The organism is Arthrobacter sp. SLBN-112 (assembly GCF_006715225.1).
Lineage (GTDB): Bacteria > Actinomycetota > Actinomycetes > Actinomycetales > Micrococcaceae > Arthrobacter.
This window is the reverse complement of sequence record NZ_VFMU01000001.1, coordinates 3993860-4020224: the sequence shown is the minus strand read 5'-3', so window position 1 is coordinate 4020224 and position 26365 is coordinate 3993860. Positions and strand designations below refer to the sequence as shown.

Below are 26365 nucleotides of genomic sequence, written 5' to 3'. Positions count from 1 at the left end.
ATCCGGTTAAACGGCTGTGGCCACCACCCGCATGGGTGGTGGCCACAGCCGTTTAATCTTTCCCGCCAGGAGCAGGTGACTGGAAGCTCAGCGCCGCAGGATCGCCGTGAGCTGCTGTGCATCGTGACGCGCACGCGTGCGCCCCAGGTATACGACGGCGACGACGGCGGCAGCAGTGCCCAGAACGACGGGCAGGACCCAGGGAAGCCAGGTCAGCCCGGGCAGGTAGCCGAATCCCGCTGCCATCAGGATGATCCACACCAGCGCCGCAACACCTGCAGCCACGCCCGCCGGCAGCGCAGCCCCGTACTTGGCATGCCGCCTGTCATTGGCCCAGACGACGAAGCCGGCGGCGACAGTGGCCAGCACCACGATGGTCAGCGAAAGCATGGATCTCCTTGGAACCGGGGACTAGAACTGGCCGAACCCGACGCGCCGAACCTCTTCGGCGCCAATCTCCACATACGCCAGTGCATTGCCCGGAACGATGATCACGCGTCCTTTGTCATCCTTCAGCCGCAGTTCGCTGCCGCCATTGATGGCTTCACCTACAACCTTGGCCACAGTCTCCGCGTCCTGGGCCGATTCCAGCACGATCTCGCGGCCAACGTTTTGAACGCCGATCTTAATTTCCAAGGGGGCCTCCCAGCCTGTGAAAGTACTCGTGTTTCTCTACGAGGTGTTGTCTTATTTGTAGTCTAGGACTCTTTGGGGAAGCGAGAGATTCCGCGCCAAGCTAAACGGTAGATGAGGTCACTGGCCACGTTGAGGTCCAGGTTGCCGTCCGTTTCCAGCCAGTACCGGGCGCTGACCTGCGCCATTCCCGCCAGTCCGCGGCCCAGGAGTTGGGCTTCGAGGTGGGGGAGCTTGGTGTCCTCGGCAATGACCCTGGCGATGGCATCGGCGAAGGTCCGGTTGAAGGTTTCCAGCCTGGAGCTGACATCGGGGTCGTTGATCAGGTCGGACTCGAACACCAGGCGGTGGGCCTGGTCGTCATTGGCGATGAAGTGGAAGTAGGCCCGCATGACGGCCTGGACTCGTTCATCATTGTCCGTGGTGGAATTCAGGGCACCCAGCATCAGCTCGGTCAGGGACGCCAGATGGCTTTCCAGCAGTGCCAGGTAAAGGTCGCGCTTGGAGGGGAAGTGCTGGTACAGCACTGGTTTGCTGACGTGCGCGGTCTCCGCAATTTCATCCATGGCCGCACCGTGGTAGCCGTTGGCCACGAACACCTCCTGGGCTGCCGCCAGCAGCTGTGCGCGGCGCTCATCCCGGGGCAGCCGGGCGGACCGATGGCCTGCGGGGCGGGAGGCAGTTTGCGGTTCGGCGGCGGGCGGGCGGTCAGCCCGTGCTTCAGGGACCACAGTTGTCCTTCTTTCCATTGCAGTTACCCTTCACTTTACTGCGGGGTAATATGACCCGCCGGTATTCCGGGGCATACATTGAAGTATGGCTTCGTCTTTCACCGCAAATGTTTCAACCCTTTCGCTGGATCCGCTGGTGGAACCGGCTGCCGGCCTTACCCCTGATGAGGTGGAGCGTTACTCCCGGCACTTGATCATTCCGGAGATCGGTGCCCTGGGCCAGCGGCGGCTCAAGAACGCCAGGGTGCTGGTGATTGGTGCCGGCGGCCTGGGCGCGCCGGCCTTGCTGTACTTGGCTGCGGCGGGCGTAGGCACCATTGGAATCGTTGACGATGACGTGGTGGACCTGAGCAACCTGCAGCGCCAGGTGATCCACGGCGTCAGCGACGTAGGCCGGCCCAAGATCGAGTCTGCACGCGACGCCATCGCGGAGCTGAATCCGCTGGTGGATGTCCGGCTGCACAACCTGCGCCTGGACTCCTCCAACGCCCTGGAGCTTTTCGCCGGGTATGACCTCATTCTTGACGGGGCCGACAACTTTGCCACCAGGTACCTGGTGAACGATGCCGCCGCCATCCTGGGCAAGCCCTACGTATGGGGTTCCATCTTCCGGTTCGACGGCCAGGTCAGCGTGTTCTGGGAGAAGCACGGTCCCACCTACCGCGACCTGTATCCGGAGGCTCCGCCTGCCGGTTCCGTGCCTTCCTGCGGGGAGGGCGGGGTGTTCGGCATGCTCTGCGCTGCCGTGGGATCGCTCATGGTGACCGAGGCAGTGAAGCTGATCACCGGCGTCGGACGCTCCCTGCTGGGCCGCGTGGCCCTGTTTGACGCCCTGGGCGGGAGCTGGCGCGAGATCCGCGTGTCGAAGGACCCCGAGGCGGAACCCATCACGGAGCTCACCGACTATGAGGCCTTCTGCGGCATCCCGCCCACAGCAGAGGCGGATACGGAACATACCGTTACCGCCACGCAGCTGGCCACCATGCTGGCGTCGCGGAAAGCCGGGCTCAAGGACTTCGAACTGGTGGACGTCCGCGAGGCCGGGGAATACGACATTGTCCGGATCGACGGGGCCAAACTGATCCCGCAGGGACGGATCCTCGCCGGCGAGGCGTGGGACGAACTGCCGCAGGATCGGGATATCGTGTTCCACTGCAAGGCCGGGACCCGGTCCGCGAACGTGTTGGCGGCAGCACGGCAGGCGGGTTACCAGCGGGTCAGCCATCTCGACGGCGGGATCCTGGCCTGGGTGCGCGACGTGGAACCCGATAAGCCGGTCTACTGACCGGTTGCTCTATCAGATATGGCTCCCAAACCGGTGGTTTAGGAGCCATATCTGATAGAGCAAGCGGGTGTTTGTGAGTCAGGCGGTTTCGCGGCCCCGGTGGTCCACCGGGCATTCGGCCTCGACGGCGGCAGGGGCAGCGGTGCCGGGCTGTTCGACGGTGATGCCGTAAAGGGCCTCCAGCGCGGCGACGTAATCGTCCTGCTGGCCGTTGGCGGCGAGTTCGCGGGCGCGGACCGTGGGAACGTGCAGCAGCTGCTTGACCATGCGGCGGAGCGCGAACTCGACTTCCTCGGCGGCGGCCGTGCAGCCGTGGCGGGCGCGGACCTTTTCCATCTCCGCGTCCAGGACATTCATGGTGTGCCGCCGCAGGGCAACGATGGCTGAATCGACGGACCGGGCTTCCCGCTCCTGCTCGAACGCCTTGGCAGCACCCTTTACGATGCCGCTGGCCTGGGCCAGGGATTCCGCCTGTTCCTGCGGCGCGGCAAGGCGCACTGACTCCAGGGTGAGCAGCTCCACTCCGTCCAGCTCGCCGACAGCGGGGTCGAAGTCGTGGGTGAGGGCAAGGTCGATGGCGATCAGGGGCTGCGGTGAACCTGTCCGCACCTCGGCCAGCTCATCGGCTTCAACCCGGGTGTCCGATCCGCTGCAGCCGATCATCACATCGGCAGCCGCCACGGCCGACCGCAGCGAATCCACGTCCAGGGCGGTGCCGCCGCGGGAGGCGACGAATCCTTCGGCCCGGCCGGAGGAGGAGTACACGGAAATGTCGGTGCAGCCGCGTTCGCGCAGCAGTGCCATGGTGGCCCCGGCGTAGGCGCCGGTTCCGAACAGCACAACCTTCTTGGCTGCCCAGTCGGGGTTCTCGGAAAGATCGGTGGCCAGGTCCAGTGCCACGGAGACGATGGAGAGGCCGCGGGAACCGAGGGCCGTCTGTGCGCCCACGTCCTTGGCGGTCTTGGAGGCGGCCTGGAAAAGCCGGACCAGGCCGGCGCTGGCGGTGCCGTCGTGCTGGGCGGTAATCAGCGCACGCCGCACCTGCCCGGCAATTTCGCGTTCCCCGACGACGGCGGAGTCAAGTCCAGCGCTGACGGCGAACAGGTGCTGGGTCACCTCGGGGCCGGTGCGCGTGCTGAAGGAACGCGAGACGAGGGGTTCGGCCAGCCCGCTGGCCTCGCTGATCCGGGCCACGAGTGCTGCCCGGGCAGCTTCGACGTCGCTGGAGTTGGCGGCTTCACCGTAAATTTCGTAGCGGTTGCAGGTGGCCAGGACCACTGCCCCTGCGACGGCGGGCGATTCGGTGAGGGCGGATGCGGCAATCCCGGAGGAACCGTTGCTCAACTGAGCAACGGTTTCAAGATCGATGTCGGCGTGTGTAGCCACCAATGAGAAAAGAACCACAGCAGACCAATCATAGCTTTTTCGTTGCCTGGTAGAACAACCACCGGAAAGGATAGTCGCCACAGTGCCCCGTGATCTGCGCCACCCTTCCCGCGCCCGTACTGTCAGCGACAGGTTGTCGTTATCTTTTGCAGCTCTTTTTGGGCACAATCAAAAGCATGACTCCTAGCCCTGCCGTCTCCGCTGCCGGCGTCCTTTCCGCAGACCATCCGCTGATGGACGGCCGTACAGCGGATTCACCGCTGATCACGGCCTACCGCGGGGGAAAGCCGTCCCGCCGTCCCGTCTGGTTCATGCGGCAGGCAGGCCGGTCGCTGCCGGAATACCTCAAGGTGCGCGAGGGCATCGCCATGCTGGACTCCTGCCTCCGGCCGGAGCTGGCCTCAGAGATCACGCTCCAGCCCGTCCGCCGCCACGACGTGGACGCCGGCATCTTCTTCTCGGACATCGTGATCCCGCTCAAGCTCGCCGGGGTGGGAGTGGACATCGTTCCCGGCGTGGGCCCGGTCCTCGACAGGCCCGTGCGGACCGCGGCAGACGTTGCCGCGCTGCCCCAGCTCACCTGGGAAGCACTGGAGCCCATCCGCGAAGCCGTCCGCCTGACCGTGGCGGAGCTGGGCAAGACGCCGCTGATTGGTTTCGCCGGCGCGCCGTTCACCCTGGCCGCCTACATGGTGGAAGGGAAACCCTCCCGCGACCACCTCGGCCCGCGGACCATGATGCACGCCGATCCGGAAACCTGGACCGCGCTGGCCAACTGGGCTGCCGACGCCTCCGGCATGTTCCTCCAGGCGCAGCTGGAGGCCGGTGCCTCCGCCGCCCAGCTCTTCGACTCCTGGGCGGGTTCGCTGGGACTGGCCGATTACACCAAGTACGTAGCGCCGGCGTCGGCCCGTGCCCTGGACCATGTGCGCCACCTCGGGGCTCCGCTGATCCACTTCGGCACCGGTACCTCCGAACTCCTCGTTGCCATGCGCGACGTGGGCGTGGACGTGGTGGGCGTGGACTACCGGCTGCCGCTCGATGAGGCCAACCGGCGGCTGGGCGGAACTGTACCGCTGCAGGGAAACATCGATCCCGCACTGCTGTCAGCCCCCTGGGAAATCCTTGAGGCCCACGTCCGTGAGGTCATCGCGGCCGGCTCCGCAGCTCCCGGCCACGTCCTGAACCTGGGGCACGGTGTACCGCCCGAAACCGACCCGGACGTCCTGACCCGGGTGGTGGAGCTGATCCACTCCATCTCGCCGGAGTAACCAGTGGGCAGCTCAGCGGCCTTGCCCCGTACGGCACTGGTGGTGGGCGGCGGGATTTCCGGGCTGCTCTCCGCCCGGGAACTCGCCGCGAGCGGCCACGAGGTGACCGTCCTGGAGGCGGGCGCGGCGTGGGGCGGCTGTGTAGGCAGCCATACGGTTGCCGGGCTCACCCTGGACAGCGGTGCAGAGTCCTTCGCCACGCGGTCCGACGCCGTCGCAAGGCTCTGTGCCGAACTCGGCCTGGGCAGCAAGATTGTTCCTCCCCGTCCCGGCGGTGCCTGGGTGCAGCTTCCGGACGGCCCCCGCGAACTGCCCAGGACCGGTGTATTGGGCATCCCCGCCAACCCCTGGGACCCTGAGGTCCGCCGCACCCTGGGCACCCTGGGTTCGCTGCGGGCTTCCCTGGACCGGCTGCTGCCCGCTTCCGTAGGAGCCGGCAAGGGCGTCACCAGCGTCTCCGCCCTGGTCCGGGCCCGGATGGGTTCGCGGGTGCTGGAACGCCTGGTCTCGCCTGTGGTGGGCGGCGTCCACTCCGCAGATCCCGGCCTGCTCGACGTCGACATGGTGGCTCCCGGCCTGCGCGCCGGAATGCGCCGACACGGTTCCCTCGCTGCCGCCGTTTCAGCCCAGCGGCGCGGTGGCGGAACAAACAGGGCCGCCGCACCTTCCGCCGGCGCCAGCGCCGGCAGCCAAGCCGAGGCGGGGCAGGACCTCCCGGCGGGGCAACCGGACAAACCTGCCAAGGCCGGCTCCGCCGTCGCGGGCCTGGAGGGCGGGATGCACACTCTTGTGGAGGCGCTGGTAGCGGATCTCCGCGGCCGGGGCGTGACACTACTGGCGGGCACCGCCGCGACGTCGGTTTCCCGCACCCCGGACGGCTGGCTGGTCGACGCCGCCGGGACAATCTTCCGCACCGCCCTGCTGGTCATGGCCGTGGACGGCCCGGCCGCCGTCGGACTGCTGGAAACTGCTGTCCCCCTGATTGCGGGCAAGAAGCCTGCATCCGGACCTGACGTCAAGCTGGTCACATTGGTCCTGGACAAACCGGAGCTGGACCGGCGGCCCCGGGGAACAGGGATCCTGGTGGCCCCGCAAACGCCTGGCATCGAAGCAAAGGCGCTGACCCACGCCACAGGCAAGTGGGATTGGTTGGCGGCCGCTGCCGGCCCGGGACGCCACGTGGTGCGGCTCTCCTATGGCCGGGTGGATGGCGCTTCCGGGCAGCAGCCGGCCGGCCCGGAAACCGATGACGAGCTTTTCGCTGCCGCCCTGCGCGACGCTTCCGCTCTCCTGGGCGTGCAGATAGCCGGGGACGAGATTCGGGGCTGGGACGTGGTGCGGTGGCGCGGGTCCCTGCCGTTCGCGGCGGTGGGACACCGGGCGCGGGCAGCGGCGATCCGCCGGGCGTGTACTGCCGCCGGTGGGCTGGCGGTGGTAGGCGGTTGGGTGGCCGGAAACGGCCTGGCCGCCGTCGTTGCCGACACACGTGAGCAAATCGGCCAATTGACGGGCGCCTGAGCATCGCCGCTGGTCAGCGCGGCGTGGCTGGTTGGCGCCAGCGCTGAGCAGTGGCCGCGGGGCGCTTCCCGGTTTTCAATCGGGCAAGTGTTCTGGCTAGGGTCGATGACTATGGTTTCAAACAGGTCCGAGCTTTCCATGTCCCGGACCGGTATCCATGGGGGACTCCGACGCGGCACTGCAGCCGCAGCCGTCGGAGTGGTACTGGTTCTTTCCGCCGGCGTCCAGGCGTCCTTGGCCGATGACGCGGCGCCGCCCCAAGACCCATTGGTGCAGGCGACTGCCGTGGCGTCCGGTGGTTCCGACGACGATGGCACCCCGCGCGGAAAGGTTCCCGCCATCCCCGCCGTGCCGGGTGCATTGCTTCCTGCCGTGAAGGCCACGCTCTCCACAGGTTCGACGACGGCGCCGGCCTCGGCGGAGGCTTCGGTTTCCGGCCTGGCAGTTCCAGCCGTCCCCACCGTCTCAGGGACGCCCCTGGCACCCGGTGGACAGACCCCCGCTCCCACAGCATCGGGCACGGCCTCCAGTTCGGCCCAATCAGGTGCCACGCAGAAACCGCGCTCCACGCAGCCGATGCCCACATCAGCCACCCCGGCGGGGGCTGCCCCCGCCGGGGCTGCCCCCGCGGCGGGCGCCCCCGCCCTTTCCCCGGCAGTCCCTCCTCTCCTGGGAACGGGAGCTGGCGAAGCCGCTGACCAGGCCGACGCGCGGGCCGCCGGGCCAGGATCCGGCGGCATGGCAGGATCGCTGGATCCTCACGGCTCCGGCGCTGCGGAATCAGGCGCTGGGGAGTCCGACGGCGAGGAATCCGCCGGCGAGGCCGGCGCGGCCGCCGGCGGGGCAGGGGCTGTGCCTTCTTCCGCCCTGCCCACCGCGTTGTCCATCAATGCGCGGCAGTCCCAGCCCACCCGCGTGCCGCAAGCTGCCGCTGCACCCGAAGGCCCGGGCCGCGCCGTTTCCTCCACCGGACCGCTTCCGGACATGCCTGATGCCTTGGTGTGGCTGGGTGCAGGTCTGGTTGGCCTGGGGACCGCCGCGGGGCTCGTGTTCCTGCGCATGCGCCGCCCCTTCTGATGCGGCGGGGGATGGCTTCCGGGTCCAGTAATGTGACTTTGCTCACTTCTACGAGTTGTAGAACTCTTCGGTTTCGCCTTGGGGGCAGCGAAGGGGCAAACTTGTAACCATGAGCCACACTTCTGCCGAATCTGTCACTAAAACCGAAGAATCAGCCGAGCAGTTCTTTACCCTCTGGACGGTATTCAAGCGGTCAGAGCCCGTGGTCCGCAGTGCGAATGCCGCCGCCGACTTCGAAGCCCTGGTGGAGCGGCTCGCCGCAGCCGGCGTCACCCACCGGGGCAGCTACGACGTCTCGGCCATGCGCGCCGATGCCGACGTCATGGTGTGGCTCCACGGCCCCAAGCCGGAGGCGCTGCAGCAGGCCATCCGCGACATCCGCCGAAGCACACTCTTTGCCGGCACCGAGATCGTGTGGTCCGCCATGGGCGTCCACCGCGAGGCGGAGTTCGCCAAGAACCACACCCCCGCCTACTCGCGCGGCGTCGCTCCGGCCGAGTGGCTCTGTGTTTACCCGTTCGTGCGCTCCTACGAGTGGTACATCCTGCCGGAGGCCGAGCGCGGCAAGATGCTGCGCGACCATGGCCTGCTGGGCAGGGATTTTCCCCAGGTCATCTCCAACACCGTCTCGTCCTTCGCCCTCGGGGATTGGGAGTGGATCCTCGGCCTGGAGGCACCCGAACTGGTTGACCTTGTGGACCTCATGCGCCACCTGCGCGCCACGGAGGCGCGCAACCACGTCCGTGAGGAAGTCCCGTTCTATACCGGACGCCGGATCACCGCCGAAGAAGTAGCAGAGGTGCTCGCATGAACCCGCTCGACCCCACACTCGCCGCGGCCGTCAACCCGGTCACCGAAGCCGGACGCATGGCTCCCAAGAACTACGACGCCGTCCTGCTCGCCTCTTTCGGCGGTCCGGAAGGCCAGGAGGACGTCATCCCGTTCCTCCGCAACGTCACCCGCGGCCGGGGGATTCCGGATGAGCGGCTTGAGGAAGTCTCGCACCACTACCGCGCCAACGGCGGTATCAGCCCCATCAACCAGCAGAACCGCGAGCTGAAGGCAGCGCTGGAAACTGAACTGGCTGCCCGCGGCATCGAGCTGCCCGTGCTGTGGGGCAACCGGAACTGGGCACCGTACATCCCTCAGACCCTTCAGGAAGCGTACGACGCCGGCCACCGCCGGGTGTTGATGCTCACCACGAGTGCCTACTCCTGTTACTCCAGCTGCCGCCAGTACCGCGAGGACATCGGCATGGCATTGACGGAGACCGGCCTGGACGGCCGGCTGGAAGTGGACAAGGTCCGCCAGTACTTCGACCACCCCGGTTTCGTTGAGCCCTTCGTCGAAGGAACTGCCGCCGGACTGGCCGATGTGCGTGCCAAGCTGGCCGACGCCGGAAGCCCGGACGCCCCCATCCACATCCTGTTCGCCACCCACTCCATTCCCACCCGGGACGCCGAGGCTGCAGGCCGGTCCGAGGGTGAGCCGCGTGCGTTCGAGGAAGGCTCAGCCTACGTGGCCCAGCACCTTGCCAACGCCGCAGCCGTCATTGAGCGGGTCAAGGATGAATCCGGCCGGACCGTGCCCTGGTCCCTGGTGTACCAGTCCCGCTCGGGCGCCCCGCACGTGCCATGGCTGGAGCCGGACATCAACGACGCCATCGAGGAACTGGCCGGGCAGGGTGTCAAAGGCATCGTCATCGTCCCCCTCGGCTTTGTCAGCGACCACATGGAAGTTGTCTGGGACCTGGACACCGAAGCCATGGAGACCTGCGCAAACCTCGGCCTTGCCGCAACCCGCGTCCCCACGCCCGGTACGCACCGGAAGTTCGTTAACGGCCTGGTGGACCTCATTTGCGAGCGGACGGTGGCCAACAACATCGGTGACAGGCCCGCCCTGACGGATCTTGGCCCCTGGTACGACGTCTGCCGTCCGGGCTGCTGCGCCAACTTCCGCGGCGAAAAGCCCACGATTGCAGGGGCCGACACCACGGTGGGCACCGGTCACGACCCCTATCCGTCGGGGGATGCAGCCGAAACGGCCCAGCCGTGACCGTCCGGATTGGCACCCGCGCCAGCAAACTGGCGCTCACCCAGACCCAGCAGACCGCTGACCAGCTCGCCGCCGTGGGAGGTTTCCCGGTGGAGCTGGTGCACATCCGCACGGATGGTGATGTCCTCACCGGGTCGCTCTCCCAGATGGGCGGAACGGGTGTCTTCGTCGCCGCCTTGCGCGATGCGCTGCTGCGCAATGAGTGCGATGTCGCCGTCCATTCGCTGAAGGACCTGCCCACCGGCGCGGCGGTAGGACTCAGCCTCGCCGCCACTCCGCGGCGCGTGGACGTCCGCGACGTCCTGTGCGCCCGGGACGGACTGAAGCTGGCCGACCTGCCGGCCGGAGCGCGCGTTGGCACCGGCTCGCCGCGGCGCGCAGCACAGTTGCGTGCCGCCCGCACCGACCTGGACATCGTGGACATCCGCGGCAACGTGGATACGCGCCTGGGCCGCGTTCCCGGCCTGCCCGGCAACTCCACCCGCCAGGTGGTGCCCGGAAAGTCATGCGACCTCGACGCCGTAGTGCTTGCTGCCGCCGGCCTCGAGCGCATTGGCCGGCTGGACACCGTCACCGAGTACCTCGAAACCGACGTCATGCTGCCCGCGGCCGGCCAGGGATCGCTGGCCATCGAGTGCCGTACGGCCGACGCGCCGCCGAAGCCGGGATCGGCCGAAGGCTCCCGCGGGGTCCTGGCGCAGGCCCTTGCGGCCCTGGACGATCCCGACACCCGCCTCGCTGTCACGGCGGAGCGTGCCCTGCTGGCACGGCTCGAGGCAGGTTGCGCAGCCCCGGTGGGCGCGTACGCCTACCGCAAAGGCAGCATGCTGCACCTGGAAGCCGTGGTGTGCGCCGTCGATGGCAGCGCTACCGTGCGGGACAAGCGGGCCACGGACGGACTGACGGAAGTCGGAGCCACCCTCCTGGGCATCGAACTGGCTGAAGCACTGCTTGCTGCCGGAGCCGCCGACATCGCAGACCTGCAGGCGTCCTGACCTGGCGATGACGCAGCCTCCCCGCAGGTCCGGACCGCACACGCCGCCCAGCCAACCACTGCCGGGCGGTGTCCGGGTCCTGGTGACGCGCAGCCCGGAACGGTCCGGTGCCCTGGTTGAGGCCCTGGCAGAAGCCGGCGCGGTGCCTGTGCTGCTGCCGCTCATCGACTTCGAACGGGCCCCTGACCAGCACGTGCTCGATGTCGCCTGCGACGCCCTGGCCGCGGGGGCCTTTGACTGGCTGGTGGTCAGCAGCGCAACCACGGTGCACGTCTTGATGGAAGAGGCCGCCGAGCGTGGCCTCGCCCTGGCCCAGTTGGTTCCCGCAAAAACCTGGATCGCCGCCATCGGCCCCGCCACGCGCAGGCTGTTGGAGTCCGCCGGCCTGACCGTGGCCCTGGCCCCGGCCGGCGAACAGTCGGCCGCCGGCCTCCTCGAGGTCTGGCCCGGCGGCGGCAGGATCCTGCTGCCGCAGGCAGACATCGCCGCCGGCACCCTGGTTGAGGGCCTCGCAGCGGCAGGCGGTACAGTCACCGCGGTTACTGCCTACCGCACCGTTGACTATCCGGCGGCAGCGGAGCGCAGGCTGGCCGTGCAGCCGGAAGACGGCGACGCCGGCCCGCAGCCGCCGTCGTACACCCTCCTGACGCCCCAAACCGCCGCCGCGGACATCGCTGCAGGGCGCATGGCGGCCGTGATCGCTGCCTCGCCGAGCGCCGTGCGCAGGATTTCCGCCCTTGGTCCGCTGGCCGGCTGCAAGCTGGTGGTCATTGGCCGTTCGACGGCGGAACAGGCAGCTGCCCTGGGCCTGGACGTCGCCGCAGTGGCGGCCGAGCCTACACCGGACGGGCTGGTGGCAGCGGTTGCGAAGGCCCTCAACCCGCCCTGACCGGCCAGCACGCCTCCCGCTCCATGAAGCTTCAAGAACAACGCGAAGGACAGGACCCATGACTTTCCCCAACCAACGCCCCCGCCGCCTGCGCACCACCCCCGCCATGCGCCGGCTCACCGCCGAAACCCGCCTTGCGCCGTCGGAACTCATCCTTCCGGCCTTTATCCGGGAGGGATTGAGCGAACCGAACCCCATCACCTCCATGCCGGGCGTGGTCCAGCACACTACGGATACGCTCAAGCGGGCCGCGGCGGAGGCTGTGGAGCTCGGCCTGGGCGGCATCATGCTCTTCGGCATCCCCGAAACCCGTGACGCCGAAGGCTCGGCATCGCTGGACCCGAAGGGCGTGCTGAACAAGGCCATCCGGGACGTCCGTGCCGAAGTGGGCGATGACCTGGTGATCATGAGCGACGTGTGCCTGGACGAATTCACCGACCACGGCCACTGCGGAGTGCTCGACGCCGACGGTTACGTGGACAACGACCGCACCGTGGAGATCTACGCGAGGATGGCCGTGGCGCAGGCAGAGGCCGGCGCGCACATGCTGGGCCCCTCGGGGATGATGGACGGCCAGATCGCGGCTATCCGTTCGGCCCTGGATGAGGCCGGCCACACCAACACCTCCGTCATTGCCTACGCCGCGAAGTACGCCTCGGCGTTTTACGGGCCGTTCCGCGAAGCAGTGGACTCACAGCTCAAGGGCGACCGGCGGACCTACCAGATGGACGCCGGCAACCGCACCGAAGCACTTCGCGAGGTTGAACTGGACCTGGCTGAGGGCGCGGACATCATTATGGTGAAGCCGGCCATGAGCTACCTGGACATCGTGGCCGACGTTGCCGCGATGAGCCCCGTCCCCGTCTCGGCGTACCAGATCTCGGGTGAATACGCGATGATCGAGGCTGCCGCTGCCAACGGCTGGATTGACCGGCGTGCCGCCATTACCGAATCCGTCCTGGGCATCCGGCGGGCTGGCGCCCACATGGTCCTCACGTACTGGGCCGCCGAACTGGCCGGCTGGCTGAAGGAAGACCGGTGACCGCCGGGCAGGCCCCGGAACCCACCGCGCCGGTGGGGGAGGACCGAATCCTCCTCGGCCTGAACACCTTCGGTGATGTAGGCGAGAACCCGGACGGCAGCCAGCAGCCGCACGCCCAGGTCCTGCGCCAGCTGCTGGAGCAGGCGGAACTTGCCGACGCCGTCGGACTCGATGCCTTTGGCGTGGGGGAGCACCACCGCAAGGACTACGCCGTGTCCGCGCCGGAGGTCTTCCTGGCCGCCGCGGCGGCCCGCACCACCCGCATCAGGCTGGGCTCCGCCGTAACGGTGCTGAGCTCGGACGATCCCATCCGTGTCTTCCAGCGCTTTTCCACCGTGGACGCCATCTCCAACGGCCGGGCCGAGGTGATGCTGGGGCGTGGGTCGTTCGTGGAGTCCTTCCCGCTGTTCGGGCTGGATCTGGCTGACTATGAGGTCCTGTTCGAAGAGAAGCTCGAGCTGTTCGACAAGGTCCGGGCGCAAAAGCCCGTGCATTGGGAAGGCCGCACCAGGCCTGCCCTGCATGGCCTGAGCGTCTATCCGCCCCTGGAGCACCACCTGCTGCCCACCTGGATCGGGGTGGGTGGAACACCCGAATCGGTGCTCCGCTGCGCCCAGTACGGCTATCCCATCATCTTCGCCATCATCGGCGGCCAACCCCGCGGCTTCCGGCCCCTCGCCGACCTCTACCGGGAAGCGATGGCCAAGTACGGGCACCCCATGCAGCAGATGGCCACGCACTCGCCGGGCCACGTGGCCGACACCGACGAGCAGGCCCGCGAAGAGCTGTTCCCGCACTGGCTGAAGCTCCGCAACAAGCTCGGCGCCGAGCGCGGGTGGGGACCGGCCGGGCGCGGGGAGTTCGATGCCCTGTGTTCGGCGGAAGGTGCGCTGTATGTGGGGTCGCCGGAAACGGTGGCCCATAAGATCGTCCGGCTGAAGCGGAACCTGGGTGTCGACCGCTTCGACCTCAAATACAGCAACGGGCCGCTGCCGCACGCCGCCATGATGCGCTCGATCGAACTGATGGGTACGGCGGTGGCGCCCCGCGTGGCAGAGCTGCTCGCCGGCTGACTGTACTTCCCGCTGACTGAGCTTCCGGCAAACTGAGAGAATAGAAACCATGACTTCCAGCAATCCTCGCAATGAGGCACTCTTCGACCGCGCCCGCCAGCTCATGCCGGGCGGAGTCAACTCGCCGGTCCGGGCCTTCGGGTCCGTGGGCGGAACGCCGCGCTTCATGGTCTCCGCCAAGGGGCCGTACCTGACCGATGCCGACGGCAAGGAATACGTGGACCTGGTCTGCTCCTGGGGCCCGGCCCTGCTGGGGCACGCCCACCCGGCCGTGCTCGACGCCGTCCATGCCGCCGTCGACCGCGGCCTCTCCTTCGGCGCTTCCACCCCCGACGAAGCGAACCTGGCTGAAATCGTGAAGGAGCGCGTCCCCGCCGTCGAACGGCTCCGGATGGTATCCACCGGCACCGAAGCGACCATGACGGCAGTCCGGCTGGCCCGCGGGTTCACCGGCCGCAACCTCATTATCAAGTTTGCCGGCTGCTATCACGGCCACCTTGATGGGCTCCTGGCCGCCGCAGGCTCCGGCGTGGCAACCCTCGCCCTGCCCGGTTCGGCCGGTGTCACGGAAGCGACCGCCGCCGAGACCCTGGTGCTGCCCTACAACGACCTCCAGGCCGTCAAGGAAGCGTTTGCCACGCACGGACCCAACATCGCGGCAGTGATCACCGAGGCCGCGCCGGCCAACATGGGTGTGGTCACCCCCGCTGAAGGGTTCAACGCAGGGCTCTCGCGGATCACCCGCGAGCACGGCGCGCTGCTCATCGTTGATGAGGTCCTTACCGGCTTCCGCACCGGCTACTCCGGCTACTGGGGCCTCACGGGCGGCGCGCCGGACGCCCAGGAGCCGTGGATCCCGGACCTGCTCACCTTCGGCAAGGTCATCGGCGGCGGAATGCCGACGGCGGCACTGGGCGGACGTGCCGACGTCATGGACTACCTCGCCCCCACCGGCCCGGTCTACCAGGCCGGAACGCTGTCCGGGAACCCGGTGGCCATGGCTGCAGGCGTTGCCACCCTGACCCACGCCACGCGCGACGTCTACTCGTTCATCGACGTCCGGTCCCTGGAACTCTCCTCGGCGCTGTCCACTGCCCTGGATGCCGCGGGGGTGGACCACTCCATCCAGTTCGCCGGCAACCTCTTCTCGGTGGCGTTCGGCACCTCGGTTCACGGCGTCCACAACTACGCCGACGCCCAGGCACAGGAGGCGTTCCGCTACGCACCGTTCTTCCACTCCATGCTGGAGTCCGGCGTGTACCTGCCGCCGTCGGTCTTTGAGGCCTGGTTCCTCTCCGCCGCGCACGATGACGACGCCATGAACAGGATCTACGACGCCCTTCCCGCGGCAGCCAAGGCCGCCGCAGCCGCCCAAAGGTAGGGCCGCCGTCGGGCACCTGCCCCCGGGACGACAAATCCCCGCCTTCCGGACCAATTCTCCCTGTATGCGAGGGGGAAAAGTCCGGGAAGCGGGGATTTTCTGTCTGTGCCTGCCTGTGGGGCCTAGAGGACGTCCGAGAGGAAGCCCTTGAGGCGGTCCGTTCGGGGCGCCGTGAAGATCTGTTCCGGGGGGCCGGATTCCACCACCACGCCGGCGTCCATGAAGGTCACCGTGTCCGACACGTTGCGCGAGAATCCCATCTCGTGGGTCACCACCACCATGGTCATGCCGCCCTTCGCCAAATCCGCCATCAGGGACAGGACGCCCTTCACCAGTTCGGGATCCAGCGCGGACGTGGCCTCGTCGAAGAACATGACCTCCGGCTTCATGGCCAATGCACGGGCAATGGCCACGCGCTGCTGCTGGCCCCCGGAAAGGTTGGCCGGGCGGGAATCGGCCTTGTGCCTCAGGCCCACCAGGTCCAGCTGTTCCAAGGCCTCATTGCGCGCCTCCTCCTTGGAGAGCTTGCGCAGCTTCCGCAGGGCCAGCGAGACGTTTTCCTCCACCGTTTTGTGCGGGAACAGGTTGAACTGCTGGAACACCATGCCGATCCGGCGCCGGAGCTCGTCCGGGTTGTCCTTCAGCACCGAACGGCCATCCAGCAGGATGTCCCCCTGGTCCGGCTCAATCAGCCGGTTCATCACACGCAACAGTGTGGACTTGCCCGACCCGGAAGGGCCGATCACAGAGGCCGTGGTGCCCTGTGGAACGTGCAGGTCGATGCCCCGCAGCACGTGGTTGCTCCCGAAGGAAAGGTGGATGTTCTTTGCGCTCAGGGTTCCCGATGCGAATTCACTCATGCCTGGGCTCCCTTTCCAACGACTGCTGCGGCCTCGTCCGGTTCTTTCTTTTCCGGCCGGCCGGTCCGGAGTCGGGCATCGATGTAGTTGACCAAGTGGGTGAGCGGAATGGTCATGGCCAGGTAGAAAATGGCGGCTGCCACGTAGGGGGACAGGTTCCCGCTGCGAGCGGCTGCGTCCTGGCCGATCTGGAACAGTTCGCGTTCCGTGGCCAGCAAGCCCAAGGTGAAGACCAAAGAGGAATCCTTGATCAGCGCAATGAACTGATTCATGAGGGCAGGAAGTACCCTGCGGATGCCTTGGGGAACCACGACGAGACGCATCGAGGGAGCGTAGCCGAATCCCAAGGCGCGCGATGCCTCAAGCTGCCCCTTGTCCACGCTCTGAATGCCGGAGCGGAAAATCTCGCCTGTGTACGCCGCGGCCATGAGGGACAGAGCCGCAATGCCCATGGGGTAAGGGCTGTTACTGCCCGTCATTTCGCGGAAAATTGGCCCGAATCCAAGGCCGATAACCAGAATGGTGAGAACCGCCGGGAGTCCACGAAATATGTCTGTGTACACCCGGGCGGCCCACCGTGCCACAGGATTCCGTGAAATTCCCATGAGAGCCAAAATCAGGCCGACGAAGGCCCCGATAAGTCCCGAAATGATCGCAAGGACCAGCGTATTGGGCAGGCCCACCGTGAACATGCTTGGCAGAACCTCGGCGATCTGCTTCCAGTCAAGGAAGGTCTCTCCGAGTCGTTGCAGGAAATCCATATGGCGTCGCTATCTTTTCTAAGTGGCCAGTGTCTATTTCGCCGGAATCTTGACGGCCTTGCTGCCAGGCTTCCAACCCTCGGGTGTCTGTTCGGCAGCGGTCGGGCGGTCCGTGTACCACTGGGCAGTCAGCTTGGACCATGTGCCATCGGCAACAATGGCGTCAAGGGCAGAGTTCAGCGCTTCGAGCAGGGCAGGGTTGTCCTTGGCAACGGCGTAGGCGGTGAAATTCTGCGTGTTCAGCTTCTTCTCGGCGATTTTCGTGCCGTCACCGGGCTTGACCTGGCCGGTTGCCTGCTGGGACGGGGACACCCAGGCGTCCACTTGCCCGCTCTTCAGGCTGGCGAAGACCGTGTTGTAGTCGGGGAAGGAAACAGGCTCAATGTTCAGGGTGTTCTTGACGTAGTCTTCCTGGACGCTGCCGCTGACAACGCCAATGCGCAGGCCGCTCTTCAGTTCAGCGAACGTCTGAACCTTGGCGTCTTCCTTGGTCACCAGGGCCATGTAGCCGAAGTCGTAGCCATTGGTGAATGCAACCGTTTCACGGCGGGCGTCCGTGGTGGAAATCGAGGAGGATCCGACGTCGAACTGCTTGTTCTTAACTTGGCTAAGAAGCGCTTGGAACTTGGTGGAGGCGAACTCGACCTTGAGCCCCAGCTTGTCGGCCATCGCCCGCAGAAGCTCATTGTCGTAGCCGGTGAACTTGCCGGCCGGATCAACGAAGATATTCGGGGGGGCGTCTGACAACGTTCCCACGCGCAGGGTGCCCTCAGTGATGAGGTTGAGCTTGCTCTTGTCGATCTTGTCGATGGGGGTGACATCGGCGGTGGTGTACTTGTCCAGCGTCTGCTGGTCACTGCCCTTCAGGGCGTCAGTGGGGGTGCCACTGGGCTGGGAAGACCCGCCGCCGCAGGCAGCGAGGGAAACCGCGAGGGCAAGCGCAACGGGAGCGGTAGTGAGCCACTTCATCGCTTTGATTTTCATCAGGTTGTCACTTTCATATGAGTCATAAGTCGACCGGGCCGCAAGGCAGCGCTGTGGCGCCTGGCACCTGCCCGGTGCTGGTCAAACCGTCGGGGCAGGGGTGACCGCAAAACTTTATTGTCTCACTAGCGTGAACAGCAGGCGCCGTCCGAATAACCGCCAGCTGGATCCCTCTTCTGGGAAAGGAAATTCTGCCGCTGGGCATTGCGCCGGGCCACCTTGCGCATGCTTTCCCTCTTCTGATGAATGATCAGGTTGCGTGCGCCCCCACGAATGTTAAGCAGGGTGACTGTGACATGCCTCGCAATCAGGAGCAGCGCGGGTGATTCAGGAGTAATGCGGCTGTGTCTAAAAGCCGCCCGCCGTGGCATCCTGGGGCGGCAGCACCGGCCAGTCTCCCTCGATCACGGCGGCCGGTTTCGTCTTTCGGAGGTACCCCTGGAAGTCCGCGGCCTGGCTCACCGCCCAATCCACCTGCAGCTGGTGTAGCTGGCTGGCCGGCATCACCAGCTTTGGGAACTTTCCTGCCATCGCATCCAGGACCCGAAGGGTGGCCAGCGCATCCGCCGCCGACGTGTGGGCGTTGTCCAGGACCACGCCGTACTCCTCACACAATGCAGTGAGGGTGCGCTTGCCCTTGCGGTACCGGTCAACCTGCTTGTTCATAATGTACGGGTCCAGAACGGGGAACCGGCTGAGTTGGGGAATTCCGTAACGGGCGGACTCGGCGGCAAGGACCGTGAAATCGTAGCTTGCGTTGAAGGCGATCACCGGGGTGGCGGAATCGAAGAGCTCCTGGAGTACCGCAGCCACTTCACGGGTGACCTCGTGGGCCGGCCGCCCGTCCCGCCTGGCTTGTTCCGTGGTGACGCCGTGGACATCACTTGCCTCGGTGGGGATTTCCACGCCAGGATCAGCCAGCCATTCGTGCTCTTTGATGACTTCGCCATGGTGGTCCACCACGGTGATTGACGCTGTGACGATCCTTGCCGCCCGCGAATTGCGGCCGGTGGTCTCCAGGTCGAAGGCTGCGCGGGGGAGGGTGTTCCAGGAACTCATGCTTCAACGCTAAAGGGACCCACCGACAATTCCGTGGAACGCCACTGCGGCTAGATTGGATCAATGCGGAATGAGTACGTCCAAGCGGTCCTGGCCGTCGTCAGGCTGGTACCGCCGGGGTCCGCAGTTTCCTACGGCGACGTTGCCGAGCTCCTGGGGTCGGGCGGCCCGCGCCAGATCGGCTACGTCATGAGCCACCATGGGGGAGGCGTTCCCTGGTGGCGGATCCTGAAGGCAAGCGGCCACGCACCCGAGGGGCATGAAGCCGAGGCCCTGCTTCTTTACCTTGAAGAGGGCACGCCGCTCCTTGGCGCTTTCAGTTCGTATCTTCGGACCGGGGAGGGGCGGTGGCGGGTGGACCTGAATACCGCCCGCTGGGCACCGGCGGACAGCGATTTTGACAGTATCGACACAATTGCCGAGCAGCTGGAGCGCAGCCTCCACAGATTGTCGGTGGCTGATGATGGAATGATTTTGTGACCGTAACAATTCCCTTGACCGGCCCCTGGGACCCGCACCGCCAAGAACCGGGGACAGGCGAAACAGGCCGGGCGTATGTCCCCGCCCCCGGAAACCCGGATAACAGCACTGACCTGCAGGCTAACCCTGCTCTTCGGTTGCTGCCGCCACGGCGGGTGCACGCGGAAGCCCTTCGGCTCACACCGGACCAGCAGGCGGCCGTTGATGTCACTCAGGGTTCGGGGCCGGTGCTGGTCCCGGGCGCGCCGGGCACGGGAAAGACCACCGTGCTGGTTGAGGCGGCTGTCCAGCGGGTCTTCCGTGACGGCGTCGACCCCGAGCGCATGCTGATCCTCGCGCCCACCCGCCTTGCCGCCGATTTCCTGCGTGACCGTTTCACCGCGCGGCTGGACAGGAGCCTCAGCACCACCCCCGCCAGGACGTGGGCCTCTTACGCCTTCGACCTGATCCGCCGTGCCAAGGCCGAGGGTGTCATCCCGCTGTCCAGGCCGCCGCGCCTGTTGTCCGGCCCGGAGCAGGACCTCATCATCAGGGAACTCCTCGAGGGCCACCGGATTCCCGGCCTGGAACTGCCCTGGCCCGCCGATCTTGACGGGGCCCTGGAAACTCGCGGCTTCCGACAGGAAGTGCGGCAGCTCTTTGACCGCATCATCGAGTCGGGCCGCACGGCCGAAGACCTGGTTCAGCTGGCGCATGATTGCCACCGGCCGGACTGGAAAGCCGCAGCGGCCCTGTATGCCGAATACCGGGACGTCCTTGACCTGCGGATGCCCGAAGCCTTCGATCCCGCCGGGATCATCACGGCCGCCCGTCAGATCTTCCAGGATGCACCCGATTTCCTCGCCGCGGAACGCGCCCGGCTGCAGGTTGTCCTGGTGGACGATATCCAGGAAGCAAACCCCGCCATCTTCGAGTTCCTGGCAGACGTTGCCGCCGGCAAGGACTGCTACGTGACCTCGTCCCCGGACACGGTGGTGCAGGGATTCCGCGGAGCACGGCCGGACCTGGTTGCCGAGCTGCCCCGGTTGCTGTCCACCCAGGCGCCTGTCCTGGAGCGCCCGCTGTGGCATGCCCATGGCCTGGCGCCCGCCGTGGCGGAGGCGTGGTTGAACGTCGCCGGCCGAATTTCCCAGCGTGCGGGCGGGCAGCTGGCACGACGACTTGAACCGCTGGCGCGGCACGGACAGCCTGGAAGCCCTGGGCACGCCGAACCCGCCCGTCACGGGAACGTCGAGGCCCATCTGGTTCCCACTCCGGTGCATGAGCTGCGGTATGTTGCCCAGCGGATCCTGGACCAGCACATCAACCACGGCCGCGAGCTTGCGGACATTGCAGTCATCGTTCGGAACGGCGGCCAGGTCAGCGAGCTGCAGCGCTACCTGTCCGGGCAGGGCATTCCTGTGCGGGTGCCGGTGGCCGAATCCGCGGTCCGGGACGAGGTCGCCGTCAGGCCCCTGCTGGATGCCTTCGCCATCGCCTTGGATCCGCAGCTGTTGACACCCGAAGCTGCTGTGTCACTTCTTACGTCTCGCATCGGCGGTGCCACCTCGATTGAACTCCGCAGGCTCCGGCAATCGCTGCGGCGCGAAGAACTCCTGGGTGGTGGAGGCCGCGCCAGCGACGCCCTGCTGGTCGAGGCACTGCTTGAGCCCGGTGCACTGGGTGCGCTGGGCATCGAGGGCCGCGCCGCCCGGCGGACGGCCCGGATGATCCAGGCTGGGCGGGAAGCCGCCTATCTGCCCGGCGCCAATGCCGAATCGGTGCTGTGGGCGCTGTGGAACTCCACGGGGCTTTCGTCGGCGTGGACAGCCACCGCGTTGTCGGGCGGGCCCCATGGTGCCCGGGCTGACCGCGACCTTGACGCGATGATGGCGCTTTTCCATACCGCGGAACGCTACGTGGACCAGATGCCCGGCGCCGGCCCTGAACAGTTCCTGGAATACCTGCTGAACCAGGAGCTTCCCATGGATACCCTGGCCGCCCGCGCCCAGGTGGATGACGCGGTGGAACTGATGACGCCCGCCAGCGCGGCCGGGCGCGAATGGCCGGTCGTGATCGTTGCGGGACTTCAGGAGGGAGTGTGGCCCAACACCAGGCTCCGCGGGGAACTGCTCGGCAGCACGCTGTATGCGGACGCCGTCGAACATGGCCCCGGATACGCCCTCCAGCGTGACCCCTTGAGCCGGCTTCGGGACATCCGCTACGACGAACTCCGCAGTTTCTCCACAGCGGTATCCAGGGCAAGGGAAATGCTGATTTGCACCGCAGTCTCGTCGGAGGACCACCAGCCGTCGTCCTTCCTGGACTTCGTTGCGCCCCTGGGCCCGGAGGCGGAGGGACGGGCGTTTACGCAGGTGGAACGGCCCATGACCCTGCGTGCGCTGGTCGCCGAGCTCAGGCAACATGCCCAGCTGGAAGGGACAGCGCAGGCAGAGGAAGCTGCCAGGGTGCTGGCGCATCTCGCCGCCCAGGAGCCTGCCGTGTCTGGAGCAAACCCGGACAGCTGGTGGGGGCTTGCCCCGCTGTCCTCCACCGAGGCCGTGGTCCCACCGGGCGGAACGGTATCCGTGTCCCCCTCGAAGGTGGAGACTGTCCAAAAGTCGCCGTTGGACTGGTTCGTCCAGGCGGCCGGCGGGGAACCAGCCACCGACTTCGCCCGAAGCCTCGGCACGCTGGTGCACGCGATTGCCCAGGACATGCCCGACGCATCCGGATCGGAGTATGTTGCTGAACTGGTGCGGCGCTGGCCGGCCATGGGCATGAAGGATAACTGGGAGGGAAGACTGGACTTCCAGCGTGCCGAGGCCATGGTGCGGAAGCTGGCGCAGTACGTGCTCCTGATGAGGAGTGAAGGGCGCAGCCTGCTGGGCGTGGAGCAGGACTTTGAAGTGGCCCTTGGCCATGTAGCAGTGGACGAAGCTTTGCCGCGGGAAGCAGTCCTCCGCGGCCAGGTGGACCGGCTGGAGATCGACGGCGACGGCCGGCTGGTGGTGGTGGACCTCAAGACTGGCAAGCGGCAACCAGGGAAGGATGAGCTCTCCCGCCACCCGCAGCTTGGCGCATACCAGGCGGCAGTGCTGGCCGGCGGTTTTGACGCGGGAGCGGACGGGGGCGGCGGCGGATCCGGCGGAGCCGTGCTGGCGCAGCTGGGGACCGGGGCGGTCAATCCAGCCGTTCAGCAGCAGGAGCCACTCGACCCACAGCAGAACTGGGCATTGGACATGGTGAAGGAGGCAGCCGCCGTGATGGCAGGCAAGGAATTCATTGCACGGCACGACCCTGCCAAAGGCAGCCATGGCGGCCACGGTTGCCGGCTCCCTGAGGTGTGCCCCTTGTGTGCGCGCGGAAGGCAGGTAACAGAATGAGCGGGGCATTGATTGCCGCGGAAGCCGCCCCGGCGGTGCGCTTCAGCCCCGAAGAACTGTCCGTGCTGCTCGGTGAAAAAAACACCCCCACTCCTGAGCAGTCAGCCATCATCTCCTCCCCGCTGGCACCGCGGCTCGTCATCGCTGGAGCTGGATCGGGAAAGACCGCAACCATGGCGGACCGGGTGGTCTGGCTCGTGGCCAACGGGTGGGTCACCCCGGAGGAGATCCTGGGCGTGACCTTCACCCGGAAGGCTGCCGGCGAACTTGCAAGCCGGATCCGGTCAAAGCTCCTGGCACTGCAGCGTCTTGCCGCCCAGGACACCGGCAAGGGGGTCTTCCCGGAGGGCCTGCGCAACAGCGACACGCTGGAGCCGAAAGTTTCCACCTATCATTCGTTCGCCAGCGGCATCGTCTCCGATTACGGACTGCGGCTCGGCGTGGAGCGGGATGTGGTGCTGCTCGGCGGCGCGCAGGCGTGGCAGTTGGCCAGCGAGGTGGTTGAGGCCTACGACGGTGAATACGCGCACTTCCGGGCCGCCAAGTCCACACTGGTGAAAGCCGTCATCCAACTGGCTGGGGAATGCGCGGAACACCTGCAGGAACCCGAGGACGTCGAAGCCTGGCTTATGGCGCGCCTTTCGGAGTATGAGTCGATGCCCTACGTGGCCGGCAAGAAGAGGAACCCGTCCAAGGCGGCCCTGGACCTCGGCGGAATGCTGCGGACCAGGGCAAGTGTCGCTGACATGGTGGGTCGCTATGCCGCAGCCAAACGCGCCCGCGGCGCACTCGATTTCGGCGACCTGGTGGCGCTCGCTGCCAAGGTTGCCCAGGAAGTTCCCCTGGCAGCGCAGATGGAACGCCAGCGGTACAAAGTGGTTCTGCTTGACGAGTTCCAGGACACCTCATACGCGCAGCTGGTGCTTTTCTCCCGACTCTTCGGTGACGGCCATGCCGTGACAGCGGTGGGCGACCCAAACCAGTCAATCTATGGTTTCCGTGGCGCTTCGGCGGGCCAGTTGTTCCACTTCGTCCGCGAATTTCCTGTCCGGACCGGGAAGTCGGACGAAGGAGCGGAGTGGGCGCCTGCCCCAACCTCCTACCTCACAACAGCATGGCGGAACGGCCGCTCGATCCTGGCCGCAGCCAACGTCACGTCGCAGTCCCTCGGCCGGGCAGCTGCCCACAACGGCCCTGCCGGCGACAGGGCCGCCGCTGCTGAAGTTCCTGCGCTGCAACCGAGCCCCCATGCCGTGGACGGGACGGTGGTGCTGGGCCGTTTCGCCAGCGATGCCGAGGAGGCTGCAGCCCTGGCTGAGGACGTCCTGAGATACCGGGTGACCGACTTCGAGCTGAAATCCGACGGGACTGCGGAGCCACCGGCTCTCGCCGTGCTGTGCCGCAGGCGCGCCCAGATGGAAACTGTCCGGCGGCAGTTCGAGGCCCGGGGGATCCCCTACGAGATCGTGGGCCTCGGGGGCCTCCTTGACACCCCGGAAATCGTTGACCTGGTGGCCACCCTTCGCGTCCTTGCCGACCCCGGCCGCTCCGACGCCCTCATGCGGCTGCTCGCTGGTGCCCGGTGGCGCATAGGCCCCGCTGACCTCATGGCCCTGCGCGACTGGTCCAGCCAGCTGGCACGGAGCCGGGGGAGGGCGCCACTGGGGTTCGACAGCGACAGCGACAGCCAGGACAGCGACAGTGATGAAGCAGATGCCCCCGTCCTGGAGGGCGACCTGACTGACGGCGCCAGCCTGGTAGAAGCCCTGGACTTCCTGCCGCGTGACGGGTGGACGTCCGCAAATGGCCGCACGCTCACCTGGGAGGCGCGCAGCAGGCTGGCCAGGTTGTCCGCGGAGCTGCGGCAGCTGCGCGGCTACCTCGGCGATGACCTCACCACACTCCTGGGCGAGGTGGAGAGGGCCATGCTGCTGGACATCGAAGTGGCAGCGCGCCCGGGAATCAGCATCCACCAGGCCCGCCGCAACCTCGATGCCTTCCAGGATGCCGCAGCCGGATTCCTTCGCACCTCCCAGCGAGTGGACATCCTCGCTTTCCTGGCTTGGCTGGAGGCTGCCTCGGCGGAAGAAAACGGGTTGGAGGCGCCCGCCAGCGATGTGAACCGGGAAGCCGTTCAGCTGTTGACCGTCCACGCGTCCAAGGGCCTGGAGTGGGACGTGGTGTTTGTTCCTGGACTGAATGCGGGATCCTTCCCCAGCGACCGGGACTCCCGCTGGAGCAGCGGTTCGGCCGCGCTGCCCTGGCCCCTGCGCGGGGACCGGGCCGACCTCCCGCAGTGGGACCTTGACCAGCCGGACCAGAAAGGCTGGCTGGATGCCGAGAAGGATTACAAGACCGCCGTCCAGGTCCATGGCGAGTCGGAGGAGCGACGGCTGGCCTATGTCGCCTATACCAGGGCCAAGCACGTCCTGTGGGTGTCCAGCGCGGCCTGGGTGGGTTCACGGGCCGGCAGGGCGGAGATGTCGCCGTTCCTTGCGGAGCTGGAAGTGTTGACCCGGCCGGCCGACTCCGCCGGCGGTCCGAATGCCATGGTCCACCCCCTGTCCCTGGAGGAAGGCGCACTGCCGCAGCAGAGTCCATTGACGCTCGAAACAGAAGAAGCAATGTGGCCCTACGACCCCCTTGAAGGACCGGTGGATCCACGGACCGGTGAGCGGCTCCGCCTGGCCCGGGGGCGCAGGACAGCTATGGAAGCGGCGGCGCAACGGGTTCGCGGGATCCTGGCGGCCGGCGGAGGACAGTTAGTGCCGCCGGAGAGGCCCGCGCATCCGCCCAGCCTGACGGGAGCAGCGGCAGGCTGGGCGCGCGAAGCGGCCCTGCTGCTGGAGCGCAGGGCAAGAAGGTCAAGTGGACAGGATGTGCACCTGCCCACCCACATCTCCGCCTCCACCCTGGTTGACCTCGGGGACGATCCCGAGGCGGTGCTGGCCCGTCTGCGCCGGCCGGTGCCGCGGGAACCGGGCATGTCGGCCCGGAAGGGTACTGCCTTCCACGCCTGGGTGGAGGAATATTTTGGAAGGGCTGGAATGCTGGACCTCGGCGAAGCGCCGGGTTCGGATGACCACATTGACGCCGCCTACGACCTGGACGAGATGGTGGCTACCTTTAAAGCTTCCCCGTGGGCCGAGAGATCCCCGGCTTTCGTCGAGGTTCCGGTGGAAACCAGGGTTGGGGAGGTTGTGGTGCGAGGCCGGGTAGACGCCGTATTCCGTGACGCCGACGGCCGCTGGGACCTGGTGGACTGGAAGACCGGCCGCCGGCCCACCGCGGAGCAACTGAAGACCCGTTCGATCCAGCTGGCCGTGTACCGACTGGCGTGGGCCCGCCTTAGGGATGTTCCCCTGGAGGACGTGCGGGCTGCGTTCTTCTATGTCGCTGACAACGCCGTGGTCCGGCCGCACGACCTGGGAACTGCCGACGAGCTGGAAGGAATCGTGGCCGCTGCGCTGAGCAGGTCTTGAGCACGGACGTCCTTGGACTGGGCCGTCCTTGTGCTGGG

At 67.0% G+C, this 26365-nt stretch carries 22 protein-coding genes; 14 read left to right on the top strand and 8 right to left on the bottom strand.

All coding sequences use genetic code 11. The features are described 5' to 3' along the window. Positions 1 to 87 precede the first annotated feature (87 nt). The 3 genes from FBY33_RS18440 to FBY33_RS18430 form a co-directional block, all read right to left on the bottom strand. Positions 88 to 390 carry a hypothetical protein gene (locus FBY33_RS18440; RefSeq protein WP_142031780.1) on the bottom strand — a complete coding sequence of 101 codons (303 nt, stop codon included), beginning with the start codon at positions 388 to 390 and terminating at the stop codon, positions 88 to 90. A 21-nt stretch (positions 391 to 411) separates the two neighbouring features. Beyond that, positions 412 to 636 carry a DUF3107 domain-containing protein gene (locus FBY33_RS18435; RefSeq protein WP_142031779.1) on the bottom strand — a complete coding sequence of 75 codons (225 nt, stop codon included), beginning with the start codon at positions 634 to 636 and terminating at the stop codon, positions 412 to 414. Positions 637 to 698: 62 nt separating this feature from the next. Beyond that, on the bottom strand, positions 699 to 1364 hold the full coding sequence (locus tag FBY33_RS18430) for a TetR/AcrR family transcriptional regulator (RefSeq protein WP_142031778.1): 666 nt from the start codon (positions 1362 to 1364) through the stop codon (positions 699 to 701). A gap of 85 nt (positions 1365 to 1449) precedes the next feature. Here FBY33_RS18430 and moeB point away from each other — a divergent pair, with 85 nt between their 5' ends. Then, entirely contained in the window at positions 1450 to 2649 is a 1200-nt protein-coding gene (gene moeB, locus FBY33_RS18425) for a molybdopterin-synthase adenylyltransferase MoeB (RefSeq protein WP_142031777.1), read from the top strand. Positions 2650 to 2727: 78 nt separating this feature from the next. Here moeB and FBY33_RS18420 read toward each other — a convergent pair whose 3' ends face one another. Further along, a complete protein-coding gene (locus FBY33_RS18420; RefSeq protein ID WP_142031776.1) occupies positions 2728 to 4053 on the bottom strand; it encodes a glutamyl-tRNA reductase in 1326 nt (441 codons plus the stop codon). Positions 4054 to 4211: 158 nt separating this feature from the next. Here FBY33_RS18420 and hemE point away from each other — a divergent pair, with 158 nt between their 5' ends. The 10 genes from hemE to hemL all read left to right on the top strand — a co-directional run bounded on the left by hemE (position 4212) and on the right by hemL (position 15336). Further along, positions 4212 to 5306: a uroporphyrinogen decarboxylase gene (gene hemE / locus FBY33_RS18415; protein ID WP_142031775.1), complete on the top strand. Its 1095-nt coding sequence runs from the start codon at positions 4212 to 4214 to the stop codon at positions 5304 to 5306. 3 nt (positions 5307 to 5309) lie between these two features. Beyond that, on the top strand, positions 5310 to 6824 hold the full coding sequence (gene hemG / locus FBY33_RS18410) for a protoporphyrinogen oxidase (RefSeq protein WP_142031774.1): 1515 nt from the start codon (positions 5310 to 5312) through the stop codon (positions 6822 to 6824). 105 nt (positions 6825 to 6929) lie between these two features. After that, the gene (locus FBY33_RS18405; protein WP_142031773.1) at positions 6930 to 7901 is read left to right on the top strand and encodes a hypothetical protein; all 972 of its coding nucleotides are present in this window, start codon (positions 6930 to 6932) and stop codon (positions 7899 to 7901) included. Positions 7902 to 8010: 109 nt separating this feature from the next. After that, positions 8011 to 8712, top strand: coding sequence for a hydrogen peroxide-dependent heme synthase (gene hemQ, locus FBY33_RS18400; RefSeq protein ID WP_142031772.1), 702 nt, complete (start codon positions 8011 to 8013; stop codon positions 8710 to 8712). Further along, a complete protein-coding gene (locus FBY33_RS18395) occupies positions 8709 to 9956 on the top strand; it encodes a ferrochelatase (RefSeq protein ID WP_142031771.1) in 1248 nt (415 codons plus the stop codon). Before hemQ ends, FBY33_RS18395 begins: the two co-directional genes overlap by 4 nt. Then, entirely contained in the window at positions 9953 to 10951 is a 999-nt protein-coding gene (gene hemC, locus FBY33_RS18390) for a hydroxymethylbilane synthase (protein ID WP_142031770.1), read from the top strand. The genes FBY33_RS18395 and hemC overlap by 4 nt, the downstream gene beginning before the upstream one ends. Before the next feature lie 7 nt (positions 10952 to 10958). Continuing rightward, the gene (locus tag FBY33_RS18385; protein ID WP_142031769.1) at positions 10959 to 11840 is read left to right on the top strand and encodes a uroporphyrinogen-III synthase; all 882 of its coding nucleotides are present in this window, start codon (positions 10959 to 10961) and stop codon (positions 11838 to 11840) included. A 58-nt stretch (positions 11841 to 11898) separates the two neighbouring features. Further along, positions 11899 to 12882, top strand: coding sequence for a porphobilinogen synthase (hemB, locus tag FBY33_RS18380; protein WP_142031768.1), 984 nt, complete (start codon positions 11899 to 11901; stop codon positions 12880 to 12882). Continuing rightward, complete coding sequence (locus FBY33_RS18375) at positions 12879 to 13955, top strand: LLM class flavin-dependent oxidoreductase (protein ID WP_142031767.1); 1077 nt, start codon at positions 12879 to 12881, stop codon at positions 13953 to 13955. The genes hemB and FBY33_RS18375 overlap by 4 nt, the downstream gene beginning before the upstream one ends. A 49-nt stretch (positions 13956 to 14004) precedes the next feature. After that, positions 14005 to 15336: a glutamate-1-semialdehyde 2,1-aminomutase gene (gene hemL, locus FBY33_RS18370; protein ID WP_142031766.1), complete on the top strand. Its 1332-nt coding sequence runs from the start codon at positions 14005 to 14007 to the stop codon at positions 15334 to 15336. Positions 15337 to 15458: 122 nt separating this feature from the next. Here the strand turns inward: hemL and FBY33_RS18365 are convergent, their stop codons facing one another. The 4 genes from FBY33_RS18365 to FBY33_RS18350 all read right to left on the bottom strand — a co-directional run bounded on the left by FBY33_RS18365 (position 15459) and on the right by FBY33_RS18350 (position 19000). Further along, entirely contained in the window at positions 15459 to 16196 is a 738-nt protein-coding gene (locus tag FBY33_RS18365; protein ID WP_142031765.1) for an amino acid ABC transporter ATP-binding protein, read from the bottom strand. Further along, a complete protein-coding gene (locus FBY33_RS18360) occupies positions 16193 to 16957 on the bottom strand; it encodes an amino acid ABC transporter permease (protein WP_142031764.1) in 765 nt (254 codons plus the stop codon). The genes FBY33_RS18365 and FBY33_RS18360 overlap by 4 nt, the downstream gene beginning before the upstream one ends. Before the next feature lie 33 nt (positions 16958 to 16990). Beyond that, positions 16991 to 17941: a substrate-binding periplasmic protein gene (locus tag FBY33_RS18355; RefSeq protein ID WP_142031763.1), complete on the bottom strand. Its 951-nt coding sequence runs from the start codon at positions 17939 to 17941 to the stop codon at positions 16991 to 16993. A gap of 348 nt (positions 17942 to 18289) precedes the next feature. Beyond that, the gene (locus tag FBY33_RS18350) at positions 18290 to 19000 is read right to left on the bottom strand and encodes a 3'-5' exonuclease (protein WP_142031762.1); all 711 of its coding nucleotides are present in this window, start codon (positions 18998 to 19000) and stop codon (positions 18290 to 18292) included. Positions 19001 to 19063: 63 nt separating this feature from the next. On the opposite strand from FBY33_RS18350, the gene FBY33_RS18345 reads away from it, so the two are divergent. The 3 genes from FBY33_RS18345 to FBY33_RS18335 all read left to right on the top strand — a co-directional run bounded on the left by FBY33_RS18345 (position 19064) and on the right by FBY33_RS18335 (position 26327). After that, on the top strand, positions 19064 to 19480 hold the full coding sequence (locus tag FBY33_RS18345) for an MGMT family protein (RefSeq protein ID WP_142031761.1): 417 nt from the start codon (positions 19064 to 19066) through the stop codon (positions 19478 to 19480). Positions 19481 to 19593: 113 nt separating this feature from the next. Beyond that, positions 19594 to 22845 carry an ATP-dependent helicase gene (locus FBY33_RS18340; protein WP_142033035.1) on the top strand — a complete coding sequence of 1084 codons (3252 nt, stop codon included), beginning with the start codon at positions 19594 to 19596 and terminating at the stop codon, positions 22843 to 22845. Continuing rightward, entirely contained in the window at positions 22842 to 26327 is a 3486-nt protein-coding gene (locus FBY33_RS18335) for a UvrD-helicase domain-containing protein (RefSeq protein ID WP_142031760.1), read from the top strand. Before FBY33_RS18340 ends, FBY33_RS18335 begins: the two co-directional genes overlap by 4 nt. Positions 26328 to 26365: the final 38 nt, after the last annotated feature.